A 23315-nucleotide genomic window follows, 5' to 3' on the forward strand; every position below is an offset into this window, starting at 1 on the left:
CAATCCAGCCTCTGCGCCACCACCAGCGCCCGAACTGGATTGCCGCGTCGCAAGCTCCGGCCTTTATTGGAGTCAGCCCTGCTGGCGATCAGACGCATATGGACCACAGCCTTTTCGCTTGCAGGGCAAGCTCCTACAAAAGTTCCCCGTAGGTCGGCACCTTCAGGTCCGACAATCTTCGCTTCGGCGCAGGCCCCATGTCGGGGCTGAAGCCGCCGACCTACGAATACATGGCTCCCGTAGGTCGGCACTCGCAGAGTCCGACGCTTGCGGGCATGGGCGCTGATCCTGATTCAACTTTGGCGGGCTTCACCTACCCCATGTCTGGGTCTTCGACCACCGACCTACGAATACATGGCTCGTGTAGGTCGGCACTCGCAGAGTCCGACGCTTGCGGGCATGGGATCTGATCCTGATTCAACTTTGGCGGGCTTCACCAACCCCATGTCGGGGTCTTCGACCGCCGACCTACGAATACACGGTCCCCGTAGGTCGGCACTCGCAGAGTCCGAGATTGCCCGCTTCGGTGGTGATCCTTGTCGGGGTCTTCGACCGCCGACCTACGAATAAACGGTCCCCGTAGGTCGGCACTCGCAGAGTCCGACGTTGCCCGCTTCGGCGCTGATCCTTGTCGGGGTCTTCAACCGCCGACCTGCGAATACCCGGTCCGCGTAGGTCGGCACTCGCAGAGTCCGACGTTGGCCGAGTCACCACTCATGCCTGATCAAGGCGGCAACGGCCAATTAACGACATCAATGGCTGTTGGATGCGGCGCATTTTGTCGCTTGCCTGCGAACAATGGACTTCCTCAACAAGAAGGAAGTCAACATGGCCAAACGCAAAACTCTGGAAATCGGTGCGTGGATGGATGGCGATCTGGGCGTGCAAGGCGCCCAGCCCATGCTGCCCATCGTCAAAACCTGGGTGTTCAGAATTCTGATCGAACTCAGGCACGCCCAAACCTTGCTTGCACGAGGCACTTTTCGGCATGAAGATTTGTTGCGCCAATTGGGTTTGGGGCCACTGCTGACTGAGCAAGATGAGAATAAATGCACGAAAAGCGTGATCAAAGCCATGCGGGAGTCGCACAGTCAGGCTGAGCAAACCCCAGCACCTGTGCCACCCATTTTGGTGGGTAATGTCAAGCGCATCGCCGATCTGGTCGGGCTCAATGACGTGGAATGCCGCATCCTGGAGTTTGTGCTGCTGATGCGTTATGACGCCGCTTTGAACGAGGTGTGCGAAACCGTCCACAACATCCGTTTGCCCCAGCTCATCAAATGGTTAAGCACCGTCTTGCGACTCCCGCCACAAGCGATCAGCTTGGCACTTCACAGCAAGTCTGCATTGGCCCGATCCGGCTTGATCACCATTGACAACATCCACACCCACAGCCTGAGCGAAAAATTCGACCTGCTGTGCGCCAAGGTGGTGGAACCCCTGTTTGAGTCCGACATCGAACCCGTGGACTGGATCAAGGACCGCGTTCACGCCACCACGCCCGGCCACCTGAAATGGGCCGACTACGAACACGTCAAAACACCCGTGGGTCTGCTGCGGGCCTATCTGCATCAGGTGGTGGCGCAGGCCCGCAAGGGCGTCAACATTTTGGTTTATGGCCCACCGGGCACGGGCAAAACCCAGCTGGCCAAATTGCTGGCAAGCGATCTGGGGTGTGAGCTGTTTGAAATCGCCACCGAAGACGAAGACGGCGACCCCATCAAGGGCAGTCGCCGGGTCAAGGCGCACTGCGCAGCTGGCAGTTTTTTTGGCCAGCGCCGTGCCTTGATCTTGTTCGATGAAAGTGAAGACGTGTTTCCCAGCACCTCGGGCTGGTTGTCGTTTTTGGGGGGTGACGAGCAACAGCAATCGCAGCGCCACAAAGGCTGGATGAACCGCGTGCTTGAAAACAACGCCTTGCCCACCGTCTGGGTGAGCAACTCAGTCTCGGGGTTGGATGCGGCCTATGTGCGCCGATTTGACATGGTGCTGGAGCTGCCCGTGCCGCCCAAGTCGCACCGCGAGCGCATCGTGGCCCAGGCCAGCGCGGGCATGCTGCCTGCGCAAAGCATCCAGCGCTTGGCCGAAAGCGAGCACCTGAGCCCCGCGGTCGTCTCGCGCGTGTGCCAGGTGGTGCAGACCATTGCCGAGCCCATGCAGCCCCACCGCGTGACGGAGGCGGTGGAACTGTTGGTCAACAACACCCTGCAAGCGCAGGGGCATCCGCGCATCGCCAAACAAGACCCGCACCGCTTGCCCGAGGTCTATGACCCGACGCTGGTGAACACCGAGGTGGACCTGACCGCCCTGGCCACGCAACTGGCCGAGGCCAAGAGCGGTCGGCTGTGCTTTTATGGCCCACCCGGCACCGGCAAAACCGCCTATGGCCGCTGGCTGGCGCAGCAGCTGGGTGTGCCGCTGCACGTCAAGCGGGCATCCGACTTGCTGGGCATGTACGTGGGCGAAAACGAAAAGAACATCGCCCGCGCCTTTGAACAGGCCCAAGAAGAACAAGCTGTGTTGCTGATCGACGAAGTGGACAGCTTTTTGCAAGACCGCCAGGGCGCGCAGCGCAGCTGGGAGGTCAGCCTGGTCAACGAAATGCTGACCCAGATGGAAGGCTTTGGCGGCGTGTTCATCGCCTCCACCAACCTCATGACCCAGCTGGACCCGGCGGTGCTGCGCCGCTTTGACATGAAAGTCCACTTTGGCTATTTGCGGCCACAGCAGGCGGCGCAACTGCTGCTGCGTCATTGCCAGCAGCTGGGCCTGCCTGAACCCGGCCCGGTCGAGCTGACCGCGTTGGGCAGCCTGAGCAACCTGACCCCGGGCGACTTTGCCGCCGTGCACCGACAAAGCCGCTTGCGCCCATTGCGCAGCGCCAGCGACTGGGTCAAAGCGTTGCAGGCCGAAAGCGCACTCAAGCCGGGTGCCCAAAGCACGGGCATGGGTTTCTTGCGTTGATAAATTTTGTAAATTAAAAAATCTAAAAAGTTAATAATTTGCGACATTTGGTGACGCTATTGATTAACATCCACGTCATTCAGACCTATGCATTCCTTTCCAACTGACGATGGCCGCCAAAAAACCCAAGACTCTGGAAACCCTGCGCCTGGCCATTGAGTTGATGCGCCGCATTCCGCGCAACCGCAAAGTCAGCACCACCGAGCTGCACCAAGAACTGCAGGCAGCCGGGTTCGAGCGTGACGAGCGCAGCATCCAGCGCCTGCTCAAAACCCTGAGCCAACACTTTGACATTGAGCGCGATGACCGCAGCTTGCCCTATGGCTACCGCTGGAAAGACCAAGGCCAGGGCCTGATGGTGCCCACGCTCAACCGCCAGGAATCGCTCTTGCTGCTGCTGGCCGAGCAGCACCTGCAGCCGCTGCTGCCCCCCAGCGTGCTCAAGTCCATGGACGGCTTTTTCAGGCAAGCCCGCGCCAACTTGGCCCCGCACCAAAATGCCGTGCTCGAAAAACAATGGCTAGGCAAAGTGCGCGTGGTCAGCGAAACCCAGCCCCTGCTGCCACCCAAAATGGTCGACGGCGTGCTCGACGCTGTGACCGGGGCGCTGTACAGCAACCATTGGCTGGACGTGGACTACACCAACAACAAGAATGAGCGCAAGACTTACCACGTCATGCCCCTGGGCTTGGCACAGCAAGGCCCCCGCATCTACCTGGTATCCCGGTTTGAGGGCTACGACAACCAACGCATCCTGGCCCTGCACCGCATCAACACCGCCAGCGACAGCGGCTTGCCCTTTGATCGCCCCGACTTTGACCTGGCCGCCTACGACGGCGAAGGCCACTTTGCCGTGGGAAATGGCGAGCGCATCCGACTGCAATTCACCATCGATAAAGGCCCGGGCAAACACCTGCTGGAGTCACCCCTGTCGGAAGACCAAAACGTGCAGTTCACCCCCACCGGTTACACCATCACCGCCACGGTGCAGCAAACCCTGCAGCTGGACCGATGGCTCAACAGCTTTGGGGGGCAGGTGAGAAATCTGGAGAAAACACCGGTCACTGATCTGGGGGGCGGATGAGAGCTCGCAGGCATCAAAAAATTTTTATTAACATCAAAGGAGATTGAACGTGATTGAAAAAATAAGGCCAGAAGATGACTTTGCATTTGTGAAAGGATCGGGCGCTTTTCCGACCGTTGAGGTAGATGCGCAAAGTCTTGAAGAAACGGGCATCGACTTTTATCTCGATGAAGTTTGTAAAGCTTTAGAACCCATCAAGGGCAACAAGAGACCCACCACAATTTATGTCCTTGAGAGTCCAAGCTTTAACTTTGGTCAAGCTGGTCTCTCGGTTTTCATCGGTGTAGCCGGTACAGAAAAAACCTTGGAGTTGGTTAATGCCCATTTCAACAGTCTTAATGGCGTGAAATCACGTTACAGCGAATACATCCCAGCTTCACGGGCTTCGAAAGCGATGCATGTTGAGATGGGTGAAATCTGGGTGCCATACGAGGAAGGGTCATGGATGGCTGTTTCCTCGATAGAAGAACCCGTCTTGGAAGATCAAAGTGAAAAAGATACTGATGAATTTTATGCCCCTGATTTAGTTGAGGAGATACTGAGCAATGACCTCGATGAAATTGAGAAGATAACCAAGCCACTGCGTGTTCGTGCTGCGCGGAAAGACGCATCAGTTGGCTCAGTACGCAAAACCATTGAACGTATTTTCGGACTACCTGAAGGCTCGGTTCTTTTGTGTGGCCCTGATCGTGTGGCGATTCGATCGGACGCGCGAATTGGTACTTTGCGTAAGCGTTGGGAGTAGTAAAAAATTGTTAAAAATTGGATTTTGTGAAATTTAATCGAGAAAATTGATGTCAAAACTAACAGTAGTTCAAAAAACAATCTTTAAACTTTTGGCAGATAACGATGCCAATTTTTTGATTCCTGACTATCAGCGCCCATATGCTTGGGATGAGGAGCAGTGCAAAACACTTTGGGATGATATTTTTACATTTGCATTTCCAAACAACAATTCAGAGGCATTTGATGAGAATGGTGAAGAGTATTTTTTGGGATCTATTGTTGCATATAAAAACACAGATAAAAAATTGGAAATCATCGATGGCCAGCAAAGACTTACGACAACATTACTCATTTTGCGTGCGTTTTATGATAAATTTTCAAACATGCAGGATGAACGATCAAAGAAGATGCGTGAAAAAATAGAAGCCTGTATTTGGAAAACTAATGTTTTTGGAGAGGCTGATAAATCAATTTTAAAAATTGATTCAGAGGTGGCCACCGATGATGATAAACAGGAGTTCTTGGAGCTTCTAAAGACTGGTATCGTAATTCCTGGTAGTAAAAGTCAGTATGTAAAAAATTACCAATTTTTCCAAAAGCAAATCGACTCATTTTTGCAGGGTTTCGCGTCGTACTTTTTGTATTTCCCTGCGCGATTTCTCGAAAGATGCATTTTTCTCGCGATTGAGGCGGAGTCCCAAGATGCTGCGTTGCGCATTTTTTCAACGCTCAATGATCGTGGTCGCCCATTGTCGGATGCTGATATTTTTAAATCTCATCTTTACAAATATTACCGAACTAAGGATAGGAAAGATGAGTTCATTGATCGCTGGAAGACATTGGAAGAGGTTGCTACTTCTGTATTTGGTTCGTCATCTAGCGGCTCAATGGATGAACTTTTCACAAGATACATGTATTTTTTGCGTGCAAAGGAAAAAATCAAAGTTTCAACCACTGAGGCTTTGCGAAAGTTCTATGAGCGAAATAGTTATATATATCTGAGACAAGATGGAACTTTGAGTGATCTTGAGGTGTTGGCCGATTTTTGGAAAAAAATTTCCTTGCAGGATCAGGATTATTTCAGTGAAGATGCACTTAAAAAATTGTTTGTTTTAAATTATGCGCCGAATGGAATGTGGCAGAACATTACGTCGGTGTACTTTCTTGTCAATAGGGGCGTTGATGAAGAGTTGAATGATGAGCAATTTTGCAAATTTCTCGATAAAATCACAGCATTCACCTTTGTAAGTGCTATTGCTAATCCAGGCGTTAATGCATTGAGAACGCCAGTTTATGATGAAATGATCAACATCATTGATGAAAAGTCGATTGGTTTCTCAAAATATAAATTCAATGAGGCCCAAACGAGATCCATGTTTGAAAACTTTTCTTTTAGTAATCAAAGATCAATTACAAGGTCTATGCTGACGTGGTATGCGTTTACTTTTGATGATCAAAAATTATTAAATATAAAACATGAATTTGATATAGAGCATATATATTCAAAAAAGAGGCAACAGATTGAGGTTGGGCTTAAGATAGAAGGAAGTCTTGAATCCCTTGGTAACAAAATACTTCTCGAAAATTCTATAAATGTAAGGGCGTCTGATTACAGGTTTGAAGATAAGAAATCAATATATTCGGGTGCGCAACGGCGCAGCAAAAATAAGGATGCCAGTAAAATCGCTGAAATCAATGAGTTGATTAAGCTTTCGTCATTCAATGAAAGACATATTAAAAATAGAAATAAAATGATTTTGGATAAGTTTTTTGAATTTTTATCCGTCGAGGGGCTTTTGGCTGATGTGCATAGCATCAGCTAAGCAATTTGAGAACACCTCATGTCTACCAGCTGCGGCGTTGCCGCCAGCGCCCCCAAGGCCCCCAGAGCAAGCGTGCACGCAAGCCCGTTGCGCCCAAGGCCCTGATGCCCAAGCACGCCACACGCCGCAGCCTGGCCTGTGTTGTGCAGCGGTTGATTGACGCGTTTACGCGCTTCAAGTTGGTTCCTGTGCGGCGCAGTCGTTGGCCACATACTTTGGCGCTGCAGGGGTGGCCCGACGCGGTGCGTGTGGTGGTGTGCGCAGACGCTTTGGCTTTGGTGGTCACGCACGATGAACAATGGTGGGACTGCTTGCTGTGGACCGATTGCTTGCATCACAAGTGCTGAGGCGGCTGGCGAAGCGCCTTGTGCGCACAAGTGGCGCCTCCGAGCCGGGTGTATCGCCAACTTTCGGATTTGTGGTTTGACGAATTGGCGCAGCCATTGCTCGACTACCGGGCCCGTGTGCCTGCACAGGCAGAACTGCAACTGTCTGGCTTGCCCGATGGTGGCGCCACTTGGGCGTGGGGAGGGGGCGGCTGATGGCGTCTTGCCTATGGGCGAGTCTGTGGTGGCCAGCTGGCCCATTAGCGCAGCGCCATGAAAGTCTTTCTGGACGACGAGCGTGCCACGCCCGAGGGCTGGGTGCGTTTGTACTGGTCTTACGAGGCCGGGGTCGAAGAGGCAGTGCATCTGCGTGGCTTTGTGCCGCCGCTGATGCATGTGCATTCGGCCAACTCGGCGGCACGTGTGCGCATGCTGGCGGGTATTGAGGTCATTGCCACCAAGGCGGCCTAGCCGCTGGCCCAAAGTCGGGGTGACGCTTGTTGCCGACGCGATTTGTCGCGGCGGCTAAGACACTGGCTTTAAACACACACTGAGGTTTGTCATGACCATGTTGATACGCTCGCCTGAGGACATTTTTCGAGCTGAAGGCAAGGACGTTTATTTCCTGCATTTCCATGGCTGGCAGGAGGTCGACAAAGCGGAACAAACCCGCCAAGAGATGCAGGACTGGTTTGCGCAAAACTTGCCCTGCACACGCACCGAGCTGATTGCGCCTTCGGAGGCGTCTGGCTTTGTGATGGGCGGACCTGTGGGTTTGCGCATCGATTTTTCCGAGCAGGGGCTCGCGGCCTTTTGTGAGCGCTGGGAGGAACCCGCCACGGGCAAGAGCCTCGACCCGCGTTTCCAGTGCTTTTTGATGCCGTATGCCAATTGGTTTGCCAAGCATGGCCATTTTGTGCCCACGCTGAACAAGCCGGAGCATGTCGGGCCTGCGGTATGGATTGATACGCCTTTGGGGTTGCTCACGCATGTTTTGTCGCCACAAGTGGCCAAGCAGACCCCCGAGCATCCTGCCCACTATCTTGACTTGTGGATGCATGCGGTCAAGCTCTGGCCTGCTTTGCAGGCGCTGGATGCTGATGCACTCACCTATGGCCGCGTTCTGAGCAGCCCAGAGGAGCCTTCTGGCTGGTGGGTGATGTATTCCGATGTCTACAGCACGTCTTTCGATGCTGTGCGCAAGGCTGAGGTCTTGGCGTGGTTGGGCTTGCCTGCCGACACCCGCATGGTGAGTGAGTTTTGATCCTGTTGTGGCGTTGACATCTTGGTCACCGGATTGGCATGCACCCGCTGATGCCTTGCAGTGCCTTGTGGATTGGGGCGCATCGCCCCGTTTGCTGCACCACCATCAGATGGTGTTGCAAGCTGCGCAAGCCCTCAGCGCAGCGCTGAAGGCTGCTGCAGTGGCGCACGATGCGCAATGGATGGCCATGGGCGCCGCCTTGCACGATGTGGGCAAGCTGCTATATGTCCAAGAGGTGAGCGGGCCAGGTTCGGAGCACGAGGCCGCTGGCGAGGCATTGCTGTTGAAGGCGGGGGTGCCTGCGCATTTGGCACGCTGTTGTGTGACCCATGGCCAGTGGCAGAACTGCGAGGCGCTGGAGTCTTTGTGTGTGGCTTTGGCTGACCGGTTGTGGCGCGGTGCGCGGTGTCCCGAATTGGAGTTGCGTGTGATCGACGCTGCGGCCGAGCGCAAGGGGTGTGACCGATGGTCGATCTGGTCACCACTGGAAGATACGTTTGAGGCCATTGCGGCTGAAGGCCCAGCAAGATTGCAAGCCAGCAGGTCCTGTGCAGATCGGTGATGTGTTATCGATCACAGAATGGGCTTGCGGCGCAACTTGTCGTGACCTTGGAGACACTGGTGGCCTTCTCTCACTTAGATGGAGCCTTCATGTCCAACCAACTGCGGCACCGCCGTAGACGCACGCACCGCAGCAATGCCCTCAAGCGTGTGGCGCCCACTCGCTTCACGCACACGCGAGCCACACGCCGCAGCCTGGCGCTGGCGGTGCAGCGTTTGATCGACGCGTCCACGCGTTTCAAGTTGGTGCCCATACGGCGCAGCCGCTGGTCGCTCACTCTGGCGCTGCAGGGCTGGCCCGATGCTGTGCGTGTGCAGGTGTCCGCCCATTCGCTGGCATTGGTGGTCACACACGATGGGCGATGGTGGGACGCTTTGCTGTGGCCGGATTGCCAGCCGCAAAAATGCCGTGGCGGTTGGCGTTGTGCGCTGTGCACTCAGATGGCTCCTTACAGTCATGTCTTTCGCCACCTTTCGGATTTGTTGTTTGCAGAATTGGCGCAGCCTTTGCTCAACTATTTGAATCGGTTGCCTGAGCAAGCACAACTGCGCTTGTCTGCATTTCAGGGTGGTGGGACTACTTGGGCCAGGGTGGTCGCAGACGCTGGCACAGCGCCCGCCGGGGCTTGCGCCGTGGTGAGCTGGCCGATTGGCGGCACAGCATGAAAGTCTTTTTGGACGACGAGCGCAGCACCCCCGAAGGCTGGGTGCGTGTGCATTGGCCTGACGAGGCCAATGCCTTGTTGCAGACGGGGCAGGTGACCGAGATCAGCCTGGACCATGATCTGGGCGACGATGCCCGGGGCACCGGTTACGACGTGGTGCTGTGGATCGAAGAGGCGGTGCACCTGCGCGGCTTTGTGCCGCCGAGCATGCATGTGCATTCGGCCAATTCGGCGGCGCGTGTGCGCATGCTGGCGGGTATTGCATCCATTGAACTGATCCGCAATTCAAAGATCTGACCTTCAGGCAAATGATGTCCCTGAGCAATCAAAGTATTGCCCGGGGCAGTCAGGGCATCAGGGTGAGATTTGCGCGGCCGTCAGCTCAATTGATGGAGCAAGAATAAGACTTCACTTGTGGATGTCGATCAATTTCGACGGTGAATTGCTTGATGTCGCCGGGATTCCATTTGTCATAGGCCATTGACTTGACTCTCGTCAGTACTGTGCCGCTGGGAGCGGTGCCGATACAGGTAAACCCAACGTCTTTCATGGACGTGTTTTTGACGTTACCGATATTGACGGTGAGGGTTTGACTTCGTTCTGAAGGAACATAGCATTGGCTGAGTGACCAAACATCAGAAAGGTTACGTGCTTGGTTCATCAAAGCCGACTTGTCGCCGTCGAGGCAAGTTTTTTCAGACCGCACAACAAAAATACCTCCTGCCCCCTTGATGGCGTTCCAGAGTGCAGCTACTTCAGCTTTCTGCTTGGCAGCATCTTTTTCGGCTGCTTGCTTTTCAGCAAGGCGTCTGTGCTCTTCATCAAGCCTTTTTGACTCAGCTTCCCGCAGTTCAGCCAATGCAGCATATCGGTGTTGAAGCATGTCGGATTGCTGGTCGGCAGGGATATGTTCCTCATCAACTACTGAACCGTTGCAATCAACAAAAATGTAGTGCTTCATGAAGATGCCCGCATCCACGTAGGCGGTTTCCTTGCAACCAAGGTCAAATTCTTCAACAAACTTGAATTTCTTATTCGTTGTCGGATCGAAAGTGGTGCTTCCCATTTTCGTTTCCTGACCGAGCAGGCCAGAAAAAAAGCTTTTCACTTTGTTATCGATCTGATCTGCGATTTTTTTGCCTGCTGAAGGTGGCGGCTCTCCAAACGAGGAGATTTGGGCTTGAGCCACGTTGGCACATAAAGCAAGGGCGGTGATGGTGTGGGCGTATTTCATCTCGGATTTATCCGTGAGGGTTGGACCTCCGAAGACTTTCGCTGCTGGTGCGACAAGATGAGACGTTTGCTCGCAGACCATGCGGACAGAGATTTGTGTCTTGCGCATTTGGGTCTGTGTGAAGTAAGGAAATTGGGTGGCGGCATGCGGGTGTTTCTATTGGGGCCTTCAGCCGCGTATTCGCCACAGACCAAACACCGTGCAGGAATGCTGTCTTATGCGGCTGACATATCCCACGGCAGAAGATAGTGGGCCACCCGCCCAGCGTCGTTGCTGGCGGTCAGGATGACAGTGCACAGCCAGCTGCCTGTGGGTGGTGGCTTCGGCATGTCAATGCGCCATGAAATGCCATTGAACTGCTCTGGCAGTATGTCTTTTTGAAAAAGTTGATCGCCGATTTGTCGGTCGTAGCAGTGACCTGTCAATTCCATGTGTTCAGCGCAAACCAATTGAACCTGCACTTGTCGCAATGGCTCCGGACTCTGGATTCGAAATTGCAGCAGGGTGGGGTGATGCGGCGTGAGCATCACAAAACTGTGCCGCAGTTTGGGCGGAATGTATGCACGGCTGCTGAGGGGCAAGACCACCCTGCGTGGTGGGTGTTGTTGGTGCAAGTCCAGCAAAGCACCCACATCGTTTTCTCCGCGCTGGGTGCAGGCCAGCAGCCAGCGTCCGTCAGCGGACAAGACGCCCGTGGTGCGAGCTGGGGCGCTCTTGTATTCGCTTTGCAGTTCGCAGGTGTTGCCGTCTTGCGCCTCTCCAGTCTCGGCATCAAATACGACGATCAGACCGCAGGCATGCCCGGCTGCCACGGTGTGGCCGTCTGGCGTGGCCAGCAGCCATTGCACGGCTGCGCCAGAGAATTGGTAGCGCTGCGGCTCATCGGCCGACGCATTGGACGTGCGCAGGATGTGGCCGTCTGAATATCCAAGCAGCGTGTGGCCAAGCGGCGTGTCGCGTGTCAGCGGGCATGAGCAGGTGATGTGTGGGGTCATGCCGCCATGGTGGCGCTGGGGCCGACACGTTGCGTCGGGGTTGTGCGAAAACGGGTGACTATTCGACGCCAACGCAGCCGGGCCGATTCAAGAACTTTTCGTGCTGATGCGCTGTGCTGCTGTGCGGCGCATGTTGTCGCTCTCATGTCCACACTGCATGGCATGACCCAAACACCCAAAACCCCACCCGTCCCGAACCACCAGAACGCGCCCCATGAGGCCGACCCGCTGGATCTATTCATGCCCGCATTGCAAGACGCCATTGAACAGCTGGAGGTCATGCATGCCGCCTGGTGGCGCGTGAACGATGCTTTGCTTTTGCTGCGCAACATGGAAACAGTCGACCCGACATTCATGCCGGATGCTTTGGTCGATCTGAAGTTCTGGAGCACAACTACGGTCATCACCCTCGATTTGGTGTGGCCGCTTTGCTGCACACGGGCTACATCTGGGTGGAGGTGAACACGGTGCGTTCGTATGTGTTTGACTTGCAAGCGTGGCGGCTTGGTCTGTCGAAGCGCCAAAGCGTTTGCGCTTGTCGACAGCGGTTGCTCAGACGCCAATCGCTTCGACGCGGCATTCACCCGGCTTGAGGTCTGGGTCGTAGACATCCCAGCAGAGCCAGCGCAAGTGGCTGGGGTGTTGTGCTCGCCATGTCGTCAGCGCTTTTGCGTGATCGGAAAAAGAGCTCGGTGCGTGAGCCCTGAGCACCAACATGCTTTGCACGGTGTGCGCTGACAGTTGCGACCAGACGGCATCCAGCGTCGCTTGGATGTGTTCAGGCCCGTGGGCCATTGCGCTGCTTATGTGGGTGCCATGGCTTTGCGTGCTTGGCCATGGGTTTTCCGGATCAAAGAGCGCCGCCATATCTGGCAGTTCAGCATTCCACAAGACTGAATGAATGCCGTCGCATTGCAAAGCCAGCATCAGGTCGATGGCTGTTTGCAGATGCTGTGTTGTTGTTCCTGAGAAACGCAAAACCATGTTTGCTTGCAGTGCGCTGGCGTTCCACGGTGCTTGTTCAGTGGGCGCCTGTGCCTCGCCCAGTACCAGCCAAAGATGGACGTGGGGCACTATTTCTTGCGCACACTCCTGCAAGGCCGTATGCATCAATGGAGACACACTCCAAAGCCGGATGACGGGACTTTCATCTTGGTCATGGGTCGTTTCTTCTTTCGTGCGCGGCGCGAATTTGTAGATGTGTGCAGTAGAGGGCATGGGCGGTTTTCTCACAGAGGTGACGTGCGTTTCAGTGCTGTCAGCGCAGTTCAAAACCACTGCTGTTGCCGATCTTGCGCAGCGCTGCATCGGTGGCGATCCAGTGAAACACGCTGTCAAAGCGTTCCTGCAACTGGCGCATGTCCTGTACCCCGTTGTAGCGGTCGTAAAGGATGACGATCAGGTGGTATTCGGACGTGCGGTTGCGCTTGCCTTGGGCCAGGTGGCCGCACACACTTGCTAGGCACTCCATCAGTTCTTCGCGCAACAGTGCATGGGTGTATTGCGGACAGGCATGGGTCGCCTGTTCGGCAGTCGCGCCTTTTTGCATTCTGTAGGCTTTGTAGATCAGAGCTTCCTCTGCAAAGCTGTGCAAGGTGCAGCCCAACGGAGCCATGACGTATTGCAGCAAGGCCAAGCTGATCTCGAATGGGCGCAGGACTTCAGGTATCCAGCGCATGCGAAGGTGAAAGCAGTTCGCCAGGGCGTTGCGCAGCATTTTGCTCATGGCTGTAGTGCACCCGACATGGCCAGCCACAGCCGTGCAAGTTGTTCGGCTTCTTGAGGCGGGCCGTCTTGCGCGGGGTCGCAGCTGATCTGATGGGCCGCCAGTACATTTTGCAAACGTGCAGGGGCTCCATCGGGCCGAGTGTTCAGCACTTCTCTCAGATCGGTGATGCCAGCCACCACGGAGTGCATGGCAAGCAAGCCGCACCGGCGTTGCGCCCGGTCGAGGCAGTTCAGGTGAAAGCCGGCGTGCCACACAAGCAACTGTGCGCCCCGCACGTACGCCAGCCAGCTGGTGGCCACATCACACCAAACGGGGCAGTCAGCCAGAGTGGCGCTGCTGTGGCCGTGGGCCAGCGTGCCCGATCTGGGGATGGTCGTTTGCGGGTCCAGCAGGGTGTGAAACCGCTCGCGGGTGATGCGCCCGTGCTGCACGGTGACGGCGGCCAGCTCAATCAATGGGGCGTCTGGGGCCAACGCGTCATGGGCTTCGCAGCGCATGGCGACTACTTTTTCGGCCATGCGCTGCCTCATGCCGTGCCCAGCAAGTTCAGCAGTTGTGGCAAGCCTTGGGCTGCTGAGGTGGGCCATTGCACGCGCATGTACTTGGCCAGCTCGGAGGGGGTGGGGTTGATCTCGGCCACAAACTTTCCCAGGTTATGGGCACTGATGGGCAGCTCGGCCGCAGGCCAGACCACGCCAGAGGTGCCCACCACCAGCATGGCGTCACAGGTGTCCACCAGATCTTCGGCTTGGCGAAAGGCGTCTTGTGGCATGTCTTCGCCAAACCAGACCACGCCAGGGCGGAGGTAGCCCAGGCAGTGCTGGCAGCGGGGCGGGTCCAGCTCGGTCAGGCTGGCGTCGGGCTCGCCTGGGGCAAATTCGCCTGGCCTGTGGCACGCCATGCAGCGCGGCGCAAACAGGCTGCCGTGCAGGTGAATGACGCTGGCGCTGCCTGCGCGCTCGTGCAGGTTGTCCACGTTTTGCGTGACCACGTCCACCTGCACCTCGTGCCCGTGCAGGCGCTGCAATGTGCCTGCCAGTTGCGCGATGGCCGCATGCCCGGCGTTGGGTTGGGTGGCCATGACGGCACCGCGCCGACCTTCGTACCATGCCCACACGCGCTGCTTGTTTTCGCGCCAGCCTTGCGGGGTGGCCATTTGCCGTGTGTTGAATTGGGCCCACAGGCTGTCGGGTTTATCGCGAAAGGTGGCAATGCCGCTTTCGGCCGACATGCCCGCTCCGGTGAAGACGACGATGCGGCGCGCTTGGTGCAGGGCGGCAGCGAGGGTGTGTTGGGGTGTGTTCATGGCAACTTTCCTGTGTGTTGAAGACTGAAATCCAGTTTAGGTGGCGAGGCGACAAGATGCGTCGTTTGGTGCCAGATCGAGGCCGAATGGTTGATTCGTCAACGTCGGGGTCTTCGACCGCCGACCTACGAATACATGGTCCTCGTAGGTAGGCACTCGCAGAGTCCGACAGTGCCCGCTTCGGTGCTGATCCTTGTCGGGGTCTTCGACCGCCGACCTGCGAATACATGGCCCCGTAGGTCGGCACTCGCAGAGTCCGACGTTGCCCGCTTCGGCGCTGATCCTTGTCGGGGTCTTCGACCGCCGACCTACGAATACACGGCCCCGTAGGTCGGCACTCGCAGAGTCCGACATTGCCCGCTTCAGCACCGATCCTTGTCGGGGTCTTCGACCGCCGACCTACGAATACACGGTCCCCGTAGGTCGGCACTCGCAGAGTCCGACGTTGGCCGCTTCGGCGCTGATCCCTGTCGGGGCTGAAGCCACCGACCTACCAAGATCCCCGTAGTTCTGCACGCGAAGAGACTGACATTCTTGGCTGAACTGTTAAGCTTTCGCGCATGAAACTGTTGATAGATTCCTTTTTGCGTGCTGCCTTGTATTGCCTTTATCCCAAGGTGATTGGTTTGTCCTTGTTGCCCTTGCTGCTGGTCGTTGCGGTGTCCGGGGGACTGGGCTGGTTGTATTGGGATGTGGCTGTCACATTTGTGCGCGGGTGGTTGGATGCCTCCAGTTGGCTGGACGTGGTCTGGCGTTGGTTTGAGGGGGTGGGTTTGCCCAACCTCAAAACCGTGGTGGCGCCCTTGTTGGTGATCTTTTCTTTCACACCGCTGGTGGTGGTGGCATCTTTGCTGGCGGTGTCGTTTTTCATGACTCCGGCGCTCACCCGCATGGTGGCTGACAGGCGCTTTACGGGTTTGCAGCGCAAGAACGGCGGCAGTTTGCTGATGAGTTTGTGGTGGACCTTTTTCTCAATGGTGCTGGCCTTGGGTGCCTTGGTGATCACTTTGCCCATGTGGCTGGTGCCGCCTCTGGCCTTGGTGCTGCCCGCTTTCATCTGGGGGTGGCTGACTTACCGCGTCATGGCATTTGACGTGCTGGCCGAATTTGCCAGCGCCGACGAACGCCACGCCCTCATGGCCCGTCACCGTATGAGCTTTTTGGCCATGGGCGTGGTCACCGGCCTCATGGGCGCAGCGCCCAGCTTGGTATGGGCCTCGGGGGCTTTGTTTGCGGCGGCTTTTGTGATCTTGGTGCCTGTGGCCATCTGGATCTACACCTTGGTGTTTGCTTTTTCCTCGCTGTGGTTTGCACATTTCGCTTTGGCTGCTTTGCAGGCCTTGCGCAATGAACCCCGACCAGGCGCGGTGGACGAAGTATTGGCCGCTGCACCTTCTTCAGGCAACGCCGCATCGCCCCACGCAGCCGCTCGGTTGGGCGCAGACGATCAGGCCAAACTGGACAACATCACCGATGTGCTGCCCCGCTCCAGCCCCTGAGTCATTGCCAAACGCATCACCTTTTTGATCCAGAAATTTTCTCGACACCCCATGACCTTGAAGACGACCCCCACCTTTGGCCTGATCATCATTGGCGACGAAATCATGTCCGGCAAACGCCAGGACAAGCACATGCCCAAAGTCATTGAGCTGCTGTCTGAACGGGGGCTGAGTCTGTCCTGGGCCGACTACGTGGGCGATTCGCCAGAGCGCATCACGGCAACCTTGCAACGGGCGTTTGCTTCGGCGGATGTGGTGTTTTCATGTGGCGGCATTGGCGCTACGCCCGACGACCACACCCGCCAGTGTGCAGCGCGCGCCCTGGGTGTGCCGCTGGTCTTGCACCCGCAGGCCAAGCTGCTGATTCAAGAGCGCATGCAGGACGTGGCCAAAGAGCAGGGCCTGCCCTATGAGCCTGATCGCGACGACAACGTGCACCGGCTCAACATGGGCGTTTTCCCCGAAGGGGCCGACATCATTGCCAACCCTTACAACAAGATTCCGGGCTTCAGCTGTCAGGGCTCTGGCGGAGGTGCGGTGCATTTTGTGCCGGGCTTTCCGGTGATGGCATGGCCCATGGTGGCGTCGGTGCTGGATGCGCGTTATGCCGCGCATTTCCATCAAAACGCCTGGCTTGAAAAGTCGGTCATCGTGCTCGGCTCGATGGAGGCGACACTCACGCCCTTGATGGAGTCGGTGGAGGCCGCTCACCCGGGGGTCAAGGTGTTCAGTCTGCCCAGTGTGGACCACCCGCAATGGGGGCGTCACATCGAGCTGGGTGTCAAAGGTGCGCCCGAACAGGCAGACAAAGCTTATTTGGACTTGCGACAAGGGCTGAAGGTGTTTGATGTGCAATATGGCCCCGAAATGGTGCGTTGAGTTGGTTTGCACCAAATATGTGCAAAAATGCACCGAAATAATGCATTGATGTTGTCGGCTGCCATTGATGCATGCAGGTCAGTGCGTGGTTTTCTTGAGGGGTGACCAGCCGGGCCTTTGGACACCGTCAAGACGGAAGACTTTTTTCTGAGCAAGTGGCGAACCGGGCCGCGACGAAGGCACAATCACGGCGTATTCGGAATTTGCAGTATTTGGCTCTAGCTGGCACAAAAACTGCATTGCATGAAAGTACGTATTTCAACCCCTTTCCAACCAGGAGAATTTGATGGCCAAGACCGTCGCAGACGTGATGAAGATGGTGCAAGAGAACGAAGTCAAATTTGTTGACTTCCGCTTCACCGATACCCGTGGTAAGTGGCAGCACATCACTGCGCCCGTGTCGCAGTTTGACGAAAGCAAGTTCGAAGACGGTCAAGCCTTCGACGGCTCTTCCATTGCAGGCTGGAAAGGCATCGAAGCCTCCGACATGCTGTTGATCCCCGACGCCAACAGCGCCTTCATCGACCCCTTCTTCGAAGAAGTCACCTTGGTTTTGATCTGCGACGTGATCGAGCCCACCGACGGCAAAGCTTACGAGCGTGACCCACGTTCGATCGCCAAGCGCGCCGAGACTTACCTCAAGCAAGCTGGCCTGGGCGACACCGCCTTCTTCGGTCCAGAACCCGAATTCTTCTTGTTTGACGACGTGCGTTGGAGCACCGAGCCCAACAACACTTTCTACGCCATCGACGAAGCCGAAGCCCCATGGAACAGCGGCACCAAGATGGAAAACGGCAACAGCGGTCACCGCAACCGCGTCAAAGGTGGCTACTTCCCAGTGCCTCCCGTTGACAGCACGCACGACATGCGCAGCGAGATGTCCCTGATCCTCGAATCGATTGGCATTCCCGTCGAAGTGCACCACCACGAAGTGGCTGGCGCTGGTCAGTGCGAAATCGGCACCCGTTTCTCGACCCTGGTCGAGCGCGCCGACTGGACCCTGATGCAAAAGTACGTGATCCACAACGTGGCCAATGCCTACGGCAAAACCGCCACCTTCATGCCCAAGCCCTACGCAGGCGACAACGGCTCTGGCATGCACGTTCACCAGTCCGTCTGGAAAGACGGCAAGAACCTGTTCGCAGGCAATGGCTACGCTGGCTTGTCTGAATTCGCCTTGTTCTACATCGGCGGCATCATCAAGCACGCTCGCGCCCTGAACGCGATCACCAACCCTGGCACCAACAGCTACAAGCGTTTGGTGCCTCACTACGAAGCTCCGGTCAAATTGGCTTACTCGGCCAAGAACCGCTCGGCTTCGATCCGCATCCCCAACGTGGCATCCGACAAGGGCCGTCGCGTGGAAGCGCGCTTCCCCGATCCACTGTGCAACCCCTACCTGGGCTTTGCTGCCTTGTTGATGGCAGGCCTGGACGGCGTGGAAAACAAGATCCACCCCGGCGAAGCAGCCACCAAAGACCTGTACCACCTGCCTCCAGAAGAAGACAAGTTGGTGCCCACTGTGTGCTCCAGCTTGGACCAAGCTTTGGACGCACTCAATGCAGACCGCGCTTTCCTGACCAAGGGCGGCGTGTTCACCGACGCGTGGATCGACGCCTACATCGAATTGAAGATGCAGGAAGTCAACCGCAGCCGCGTGGAAGTGGCACCTGTCGAATACGACATGTACTTCTCCCTGTAATCTTGCACATGCGGATTGCACAGCTCAGTGCAAAAAAGGACGGCTTCGGCCGTCTTTTTTTTGCCTGCTTTGATCATCCTGAACGCATGAACAAGGCACCAACCATGAAACCGTCAACACTCACTCGATTCGACCCGATGCGTGCGATGGCTGTTGCGGTGGGCGGCCTGTGCGTGGCGTGGGGCGTGCAGGCTCAGCAAAGCGTTTACCGCTGTGGTCAGGAATACACCAATGCGCCGCGTGACAAAAGCCGATGCCAGTTGCTGCAAGCGCAAGCGGTGACTGTGATCGAGGGCACGCGCCCCAGCCTGGGCGGCACGGGTTCTGCGCCTGCTGAAGACCGCACCAAAACAGAGCCGGCCAAAGCAGAGAGCAGCACACAAAAGGACCGGGATGCCCAGGCGCGCACCATTGTGGCCACCGAGCTGGAAAAAACGCAGCAACAGCACGCGCAAATGCTGCAAGAGTACAAGCAAGGTGCCACGGTGTTGTGGTCATCTGAGTCGCGAGAACAAGCCAAACACAAAGAGCGCATGGCCGTGCTCAAAGCGGCCATTGAGCGTGCCGAGCGCGACATGGAAAGCCTGCAGCGCGAACTGGCTCGCCGCCCCGCACCGACTCACCCTTGAGACTTTGAAGCACCCCATGTCCTTGACTGCCCACCGATTTCAGGCCTTTGATTTGCTGGCCACCCCCGTGGCTGTTTTGGATGGGCAGGGCGGCATTCGCTTTGCCAATGCCGCCCTCGAAGATGCCATGGGTCTGTCGCGCCGCAGCCTGCATGGCACCCACATGCCGGACTATTTTCTGGACCCCCAGCCCCTCACGCATGCCTTGGTGGGCGCTCAATCCAACGAGTTTGCGGCCCTGCGCTACGAGGCTCAGCTGCGCCGACTGCACCACAACGACAGCTTGCCGGTGCATGTGATCGTGGCCCCTACTGACCAAGCCCAGGAGGTGATCGTGGAGTTGCTGCCGGTGGAGCAGCAAACACGCCAGGAACGTGAAGAGCGCCTGCTGGAGCAAGCCCAGGCCAACAAGGAACTGATTCGCAATCTGGCACACGAAATCAAGAACCCGCTGGGTGGCATTCGCGGTTCGGCCCAGTTGCTGGAAATGGAGCTGGACAACAAGGAGCTGACCGAATACACGCAGGTGATCATTCATGAGGCCGACCGCCTGCAAACCCTGGTGGACCGCTTGCTGGCACCGCACCGCAGGCCGCATGTGGTGGGCGATGTGAACATCCACGAGGTGTGCGAGCGGGTGCGCGCCCTGATCCTGGCCGAGTTCCCCAAAGGGCTCAAAGTCAGGCGCGATTACGACATCTCCATCCCCGAGTTTCGCGGTGACCGTGAGCAGCTGATTCAGACTGTGCTCAACATCACACACAACGCCGCTCAGGCCCTGCAAGAACGCATTGCACAGGGCGATGCGCAGATCACGTTCAAGAGCCGGATCTTGAGGCAAGTCACCTTTGGCAAGCAGCGTTATCGCCTGGCATTGGAATTGCATGTGATGGACAACGGGCCTGGTGTTCCAGACTCGATCAAGGACCGCATATTCTTCCCGTTGATCTCAGGACGTGAAGGCGGTTCGGGCCTGGGGCTGACGTTGGCGCAAACCTTTGTTCAGCAGCACCACGGCATGATCGAATGTGACAGCGAGCCCGGACGTACGGATTTCAAAATCATGATTCCGTTGCCCTGAAAGCACATGCAAGTGAACACAGAAAGTGCCACCTCAATGAAGCCGATCTGGATCGTAGACGATGACCAATCCATCCGCTTTGTGCTTGAAAAAGCACTCTTGCGCGAAGGCTTGCCCACCCGCAGCTTCACCAATCCGCGCGAGGTGCTCAAGGCGCTGGACTCGGAAGATGGCCAGGAGGGGCCGCAAGTGCTGGTCAGCGACATCCGCATGCCCGGCGGATCGGGCCTGGATTTGCTGACGACCATCAAAGCGCGTTTGCCCGCCTTGCCGGTCATCATCATGACCGCGTTTTCCGACCTGGACAGCGCCGTGTCGGCGTTTCAAAGCGGCGCGTTTGAATACCTGCCCAAACCATTTGATCTGCCCAAAGCGGTGGAGCTGATCCGGCGCGCTTTGGGCGAGAGCCAGCGCGAAGAAGTGAGCGAAAAAACCCAGGTCGACACCCCCGAAATGCTCGGCCAGGCCCCGGCCATGCAAGACGTGTTTCGCGGCATCGGTCGTCTGGCGCAAAGCCATGTCACGGTGCTGATCACCGGCGAATCGGGCTCGGGCAAGGAACTGGTGGCGCACGCCCTGCACAAGCATTCGCCGCGTGCCGACCAGCCCTTTGTGGCCATCAACACGGCGGCCATTCCCAAAGACTTGCTGGAGAGCGAACTCTTTGGTCATGAGCGCGGTGCCTTCACCGGGGCGCAAACCACCCGCCGGGGCCGATTCGAGCAGGCCGATGGCGGCACCTTGTTTCTGGACGAAATCGGGGACATGCCCTTTGACCTGCAAACCCGCTTGCTGCGCGTCTTGTCGGATGGCAACTTCTACCGCGTGGGCGGGCACAGCGCCGTCAAGGCCAATGTGCGCGTGATCGCCGCCACCCACCAGAACCTGGAGCAGCGCGTCAAGGAAGGCGTGTTCCGCGAAGACTTGTTTCACCGCCTGAACGTGATCCGCCTGCGCCTGCCCGCGTTGCGCGAGCGCCGTGAAGACATTCCCATGCTGGCGCGTTACTTCTTGCAGCGCAGTGCCCAGCAACTGGGGGTAGAGCCCAAGCGCATTTCAGACGCGGCCATTGAGCGGCTAAGCCATTTCCAGTTTCCGGGCAATGTGCGCCAGCTGGAAAACATCTGCCACTGGCTGACCGTCATGGCACCTGCGCAAGTCATCGAGACCAAAGACCTGCCGCCCGAGGTGCTGGATGTGCAAGTGCCTGCTGCGACTGTTCCAGAGAGCATGTCGGCGCAAGCCCAGTCGTCCCTGGCCCCCACTGCGCAGCCAATGCCCGGTGCTGCCGCTTCAGCCTCTGCAGACGTCAGCGCCGCTTGGGCAGCGGCGCCTTCTTCAGCAACTGTTTCAGCCCCTGTATCAGCCCCCTTGGCGTCCGGTACCTGGGAGCCCGGCCTAGAAGCCGAGGCCTTGCGCCTGCTGGCCACTGAGCGCACCGATGTGTGGGATGTCCTGACGCGCCGCTTTGAAACCAGCCTGATCCAGGCCGCCTTGGCCACCACCCGCGGCAGACGCATCGAGGCTGCCCAAAAATTGGGCATCGGCCGCAACACCATCACCCGCAAAATTCAGGAACTGGGCATCGAAGAGTAAAGGGCCGAGCCATACCCGCAGGTCGGCCGGCACTTGCAGAGTCAGATGTCATGGTCAACGTACTTACATCGCCTATTCGGGCTTGGCGTGTGTGCGGGCACATGTCGGGGTCTTCGACCGCCGACCTACAACATGCCCGCAGGCCACCGTCCCGCACCCCTTTGTCCGCCCGGTAGGTCGGCACTCGAAGAGTCCGACGTCGTGGTCAACATACCCACATCGCCTATTCGGGCTTGGCGTGTGTGCTGGCACATGTCGGGGTCTTCGACCGCCGACCTACAACATGCCCGCCCCCTGTGTCAGACTAGTTGTCGCCTCTCTTCTTTTTCCAAGCGGACTCTCCGCTGAGGCGATAAATAATGAAACATGCTCCGTATCCCACTGAATTTATTGAACAATCATTGCGTAAGGCTCGCGAGCGCGGCGATCAAACTCTGGTCAGCGTTGCAGTTGAACTGAATGTTCCTCTGACAACCTTGAAGGGTTGGCGCCGAGATGCCGCCAAAGCTGCAAGGGGGTTGCCCCATGTAGCCCCCCTTTTGCACGGCGAACTTTCTGCCCAAGCTTGGGCCCCCCGCGAACGCCTTCAAGCGCTTAACGAAAGCCATCTGCTCGTGGGTGATGATCTGCATGCTTGGTGCCGCCACAAGGGGCTGTACGCACACCAGCTGCAGACTTGGCGTGATGCCTTTTGTGCAATGAGCGAGCCCAGCGCCAAGCAAAATCTGGGTGCCATGCGAGAGCTGCAGGGCAAACACGATCAGCTGGAGCGGCAATTGCGTCGCAAGGACAAAGCTTTAGCGGAGGCTGCAGCACTGCTGATATTGCAAAAAAAATTCCAGGCGCTGTGGGCGGACGAGGCATGATGAACTCCACCCTACAGCGCCAAATCCTTTTGCCATTGATCGAGCAGGCTATCGCTGATGGTGCCCGCGCTCAACAGGCCTGCGCCCAAATTGGCATGAGCGTTCGCACCTTGCAGCGCTGGGTACACCCTTGTGGGCACGAAGGAGACCGGCGTGTCAGCACGCTACGTGCGCACAGCGTGCCGCCAAACCAGCTCAGTCAAGCTGAGCGAGAGGCCGCGATGAGCGTGCTTAACAGCGAGGAGTTCAAAGATTTGCCACCCAGCCAAATCGTGCCTCGCTTGGCCGACCAGGGCAAGTATGTGTGCAGTGAATCGACGATGTACCGACTGCTCCATTGCGCCCAGCAGATGGGCCATCGCCGCCTGGAGCGTGTGCCGCGCAAG

The 23315-nt window shown here is 57.2% G+C and carries 25 protein-coding genes and 1 pseudogene; 20 read left to right on the forward strand and 6 right to left on the reverse strand.

Going from position 1 to position 23315, the window contains the following annotated elements; translation table 11 throughout:
- Positions 1–828: 828 nt before the first annotated feature.
- The 11 genes from H663_RS39890 (at position 829) to H663_RS39935 (ending at position 9710) form a co-directional block, all read left to right on the forward strand.
- Complete coding sequence (locus H663_RS39890) at positions 829–2964, forward strand: AAA family ATPase (RefSeq protein ID WP_165803966.1); 2136 nt, start codon at positions 829–831, stop codon at positions 2962–2964.
- A gap of 109 nt (positions 2965–3073) precedes the next feature.
- The gene (locus tag H663_RS39895; protein ID WP_053174361.1) at positions 3074–4048 is read left to right on the forward strand and encodes a helix-turn-helix transcriptional regulator; all 975 of its coding nucleotides are present in this window, start codon (positions 3074–3076) and stop codon (positions 4046–4048) included.
- A 49-nt stretch (positions 4049–4097) separates the two neighbouring features.
- Positions 4098–4793, forward strand: a complete 696-nt coding sequence (locus H663_RS39900) for a hypothetical protein (RefSeq protein ID WP_116695940.1) — start codon at positions 4098–4100, stop codon at positions 4791–4793.
- A 49-nt stretch (positions 4794–4842) separates the two neighbouring features.
- Positions 4843–6597, forward strand: coding sequence for a DUF262 domain-containing protein (locus H663_RS39905; protein ID WP_053174367.1), 1755 nt, complete (start codon positions 4843–4845; stop codon positions 6595–6597).
- A 5-nt stretch (positions 6598–6602) separates the two neighbouring features.
- Positions 6603–6944: a hypothetical protein gene (locus H663_RS39910; protein ID WP_053174370.1), complete on the forward strand. Its 342-nt coding sequence runs from the start codon at positions 6603–6605 to the stop codon at positions 6942–6944.
- 18 nt (positions 6945–6962) lie between these two features.
- The gene (locus tag H663_RS41775) at positions 6963–7139 is read left to right on the forward strand and encodes a hypothetical protein (RefSeq protein WP_165803967.1); all 177 of its coding nucleotides are present in this window, start codon (positions 6963–6965) and stop codon (positions 7137–7139) included.
- A gap of 57 nt (positions 7140–7196) precedes the next feature.
- Complete coding sequence (locus tag H663_RS39915) at positions 7197–7394, forward strand: hypothetical protein (protein ID WP_053174372.1); 198 nt, start codon at positions 7197–7199, stop codon at positions 7392–7394.
- Between the two features lie 91 nt (positions 7395–7485).
- Positions 7486–8187, forward strand: coding sequence for a hypothetical protein (locus H663_RS39920; RefSeq protein ID WP_053174386.1), 702 nt, complete (start codon positions 7486–7488; stop codon positions 8185–8187).
- A gap of 7 nt (positions 8188–8194) precedes the next feature.
- Positions 8195–8749, forward strand: coding sequence for a phosphohydrolase (locus tag H663_RS39925; RefSeq protein ID WP_133240080.1), 555 nt, complete (start codon positions 8195–8197; stop codon positions 8747–8749).
- Positions 8750–8838: 89 nt separating this feature from the next.
- The gene (locus tag H663_RS39930) at positions 8839–9414 is read left to right on the forward strand and encodes a hypothetical protein (RefSeq protein WP_053174393.1); all 576 of its coding nucleotides are present in this window, start codon (positions 8839–8841) and stop codon (positions 9412–9414) included.
- Positions 9411–9710 (forward strand): cyclic-phosphate processing receiver domain-containing protein, encoded by a 300-nt coding sequence (locus tag H663_RS39935; protein WP_053174401.1) that lies wholly within the window; start codon positions 9411–9413, stop codon positions 9708–9710. The genes H663_RS39930 and H663_RS39935 overlap by 4 nt, the downstream gene beginning before the upstream one ends.
- 85 nt (positions 9711–9795) lie before the next feature.
- Here the strand turns inward: H663_RS39935 and H663_RS39940 are convergent, their stop codons facing one another.
- Positions 9796–10647 carry a hypothetical protein gene (locus H663_RS39940; protein ID WP_133240081.1) on the reverse strand — a complete coding sequence of 284 codons (852 nt, stop codon included), beginning with the start codon at positions 10645–10647 and terminating at the stop codon, positions 9796–9798.
- A 215-nt stretch (positions 10648–10862) separates the two neighbouring features.
- Positions 10863–11642: an ABC transporter permease gene (locus tag H663_RS39945; protein WP_053174407.1), complete on the reverse strand. Its 780-nt coding sequence runs from the start codon at positions 11640–11642 to the stop codon at positions 10863–10865.
- A 144-nt stretch (positions 11643–11786) separates the two neighbouring features.
- Here H663_RS39945 and H663_RS39950 point away from each other — a divergent pair, with 144 nt between their 5' ends.
- The gene (locus H663_RS39950; RefSeq protein ID WP_133240082.1) at positions 11787–12104 is read left to right on the forward strand and encodes a hypothetical protein; all 318 of its coding nucleotides are present in this window, start codon (positions 11787–11789) and stop codon (positions 12102–12104) included.
- Between the two features lie 90 nt (positions 12105–12194).
- Here H663_RS39950 and H663_RS39955 read toward each other — a convergent pair whose 3' ends face one another.
- The 4 genes from H663_RS39955 to H663_RS39970 are packed head-to-tail and all read right to left on the reverse strand — an operon-like array spanning position 12195 to position 14677.
- Positions 12195–12860, reverse strand: a complete 666-nt coding sequence (locus H663_RS39955; protein WP_133240083.1) for a hypothetical protein — start codon at positions 12858–12860, stop codon at positions 12195–12197.
- 40 nt (positions 12861–12900) lie between these two features.
- Entirely contained in the window at positions 12901–13368 is a 468-nt protein-coding gene (locus H663_RS39960) for a hypothetical protein (protein WP_053174413.1), read from the reverse strand.
- Entirely contained in the window at positions 13365–13889 is a 525-nt protein-coding gene (locus H663_RS39965; RefSeq protein WP_165803968.1) for a 3'-5' exonuclease, read from the reverse strand. The genes H663_RS39960 and H663_RS39965 overlap by 4 nt, the downstream gene beginning before the upstream one ends.
- An 8-nt stretch (positions 13890–13897) precedes the next feature.
- A complete protein-coding gene (locus H663_RS39970) occupies positions 13898–14677 on the reverse strand; it encodes an SIR2 family NAD-dependent protein deacylase (protein ID WP_053174418.1) in 780 nt (259 codons plus the stop codon).
- A 560-nt stretch (positions 14678–15237) separates the two neighbouring features.
- Here H663_RS39970 and H663_RS39975 point away from each other — a divergent pair.
- The 8 genes and pseudogenes from H663_RS39975 to H663_RS40015 form a co-directional block, all read left to right on the forward strand.
- Entirely contained in the window at positions 15238–16176 is a 939-nt protein-coding gene (locus H663_RS39975; protein WP_053174421.1) for an EI24 domain-containing protein, read from the forward strand.
- 51 nt (positions 16177–16227) lie between these two features.
- Entirely contained in the window at positions 16228–17055 is an 828-nt protein-coding gene (locus H663_RS39980) for a competence/damage-inducible protein A (protein WP_053174424.1), read from the forward strand.
- A gap of 286 nt (positions 17056–17341) precedes the next feature.
- Positions 17342–18757 carry a type I glutamate--ammonia ligase gene (gene glnA, locus H663_RS39985; protein ID WP_053174427.1) on the forward strand — a complete coding sequence of 472 codons (1416 nt, stop codon included), beginning with the start codon at positions 17342–17344 and terminating at the stop codon, positions 18755–18757.
- An 86-nt stretch (positions 18758–18843) separates the two neighbouring features.
- Entirely contained in the window at positions 18844–19386 is a 543-nt protein-coding gene (locus H663_RS39990; RefSeq protein WP_133240084.1) for a hypothetical protein, read from the forward strand.
- A 16-nt stretch (positions 19387–19402) separates the two neighbouring features.
- On the forward strand, positions 19403–20467 hold the full coding sequence (gene glnL / locus H663_RS39995) for a nitrogen regulation protein NR(II) (RefSeq protein ID WP_053174433.1): 1065 nt from the start codon (positions 19403–19405) through the stop codon (positions 20465–20467).
- Positions 20468–20503: 36 nt separating this feature from the next.
- Positions 20504–22063, forward strand: a complete 1560-nt coding sequence (ntrC, locus tag H663_RS40000) for a nitrogen regulation protein NR(I) (protein ID WP_053176794.1) — start codon at positions 20504–20506, stop codon at positions 22061–22063.
- 359 nt (positions 22064–22422) lie between these two features.
- A complete protein-coding gene (locus H663_RS41425) occupies positions 22423–22929 on the forward strand; it encodes a transposase (protein WP_133240029.1) in 507 nt (168 codons plus the stop codon).
- Positions 22926–23315 (forward strand): annotated as a pseudogene (locus tag H663_RS40015) (helix-turn-helix domain-containing protein); the annotation flags it as partial. The gene H663_RS41425 and the pseudogene H663_RS40015, both read left to right, overlap by 4 nt.

This window comes from Limnohabitans planktonicus II-D5, from assembly GCF_001270065.2.
Classification (GTDB): domain Bacteria; phylum Pseudomonadota; class Gammaproteobacteria; order Burkholderiales; family Burkholderiaceae_C; genus Limnohabitans_A; species Limnohabitans_A planktonicus.

Excerpts from the sequence above, each read along its gene's own strand:
- H663_RS39955 (WP_133240083.1), bottom strand. The coding sequence starts at position 12,860 with ATGCCCTCTACTGCACACATCTACAAATTCGCGCCGCGCACGAAAGAA.
- H663_RS39975 (WP_053174421.1), top strand. The coding sequence starts at position 15,238 with ATGAAACTGTTGATAGATTCCTTTTTGCGTGCTGCCTTGTATTGCCTT.
- H663_RS39960 (WP_053174413.1), bottom strand. The coding sequence starts at position 13,368 with ATGAGCAAAATGCTGCGCAACGCCCTGGCGAACTGCTTTCACCTTCGC.
- H663_RS39915 (WP_053174372.1), top strand. The coding sequence starts at position 7,197 with ATGAAAGTCTTTCTGGACGACGAGCGTGCCACGCCCGAGGGCTGGGTG.
- H663_RS39920 (WP_053174386.1), top strand. The coding sequence starts at position 7,486 with ATGACCATGTTGATACGCTCGCCTGAGGACATTTTTCGAGCTGAAGGC.
- H663_RS39980 (WP_053174424.1), top strand. The coding sequence starts at position 16,228 with ATGACCTTGAAGACGACCCCCACCTTTGGCCTGATCATCATTGGCGAC.
- H663_RS39940 (WP_133240081.1), bottom strand. The coding sequence starts at position 10,647 with ATGAAATACGCCCACACCATCACCGCCCTTGCTTTATGTGCCAACGTG.
- glnA (WP_053174427.1), top strand. The coding sequence starts at position 17,342 with ATGGCCAAGACCGTCGCAGACGTGATGAAGATGGTGCAAGAGAACGAA.
- H663_RS41425 (WP_133240029.1), top strand. The coding sequence starts at position 22,423 with ATGAAACATGCTCCGTATCCCACTGAATTTATTGAACAATCATTGCGT.
- H663_RS39950 (WP_133240082.1), top strand. The coding sequence starts at position 11,787 with ATGTCCACACTGCATGGCATGACCCAAACACCCAAAACCCCACCCGTC.
- H663_RS39990 (WP_133240084.1), top strand. The coding sequence starts at position 18,844 with ATGAACAAGGCACCAACCATGAAACCGTCAACACTCACTCGATTCGAC.
- H663_RS39895 (WP_053174361.1), top strand. The coding sequence starts at position 3,074 with ATGGCCGCCAAAAAACCCAAGACTCTGGAAACCCTGCGCCTGGCCATT.
- H663_RS39970 (WP_053174418.1), bottom strand. The coding sequence starts at position 14,677 with ATGAACACACCCCAACACACCCTCGCTGCCGCCCTGCACCAAGCGCGC.
- H663_RS39945 (WP_053174407.1), bottom strand. The coding sequence starts at position 11,642 with ATGACCCCACACATCACCTGCTCATGCCCGCTGACACGCGACACGCCG.
- ntrC (WP_053176794.1), top strand. The coding sequence starts at position 20,504 with ATGAAGCCGATCTGGATCGTAGACGATGACCAATCCATCCGCTTTGTG.
- H663_RS39935 (WP_053174401.1), top strand. The coding sequence starts at position 9,411 with ATGAAAGTCTTTTTGGACGACGAGCGCAGCACCCCCGAAGGCTGGGTG.
- H663_RS39965 (WP_165803968.1), bottom strand. The coding sequence starts at position 13,889 with ATGGCCGAAAAAGTAGTCGCCATGCGCTGCGAAGCCCATGACGCGTTG.
- glnL (WP_053174433.1), top strand. The coding sequence starts at position 19,403 with ATGTCCTTGACTGCCCACCGATTTCAGGCCTTTGATTTGCTGGCCACC.
- H663_RS39890 (WP_165803966.1), top strand. The coding sequence starts at position 829 with ATGGCCAAACGCAAAACTCTGGAAATCGGTGCGTGGATGGATGGCGAT.
- H663_RS39905 (WP_053174367.1), top strand. The coding sequence starts at position 4,843 with ATGTCAAAACTAACAGTAGTTCAAAAAACAATCTTTAAACTTTTGGCA.
- H663_RS39930 (WP_053174393.1), top strand. The coding sequence starts at position 8,839 with ATGTCCAACCAACTGCGGCACCGCCGTAGACGCACGCACCGCAGCAAT.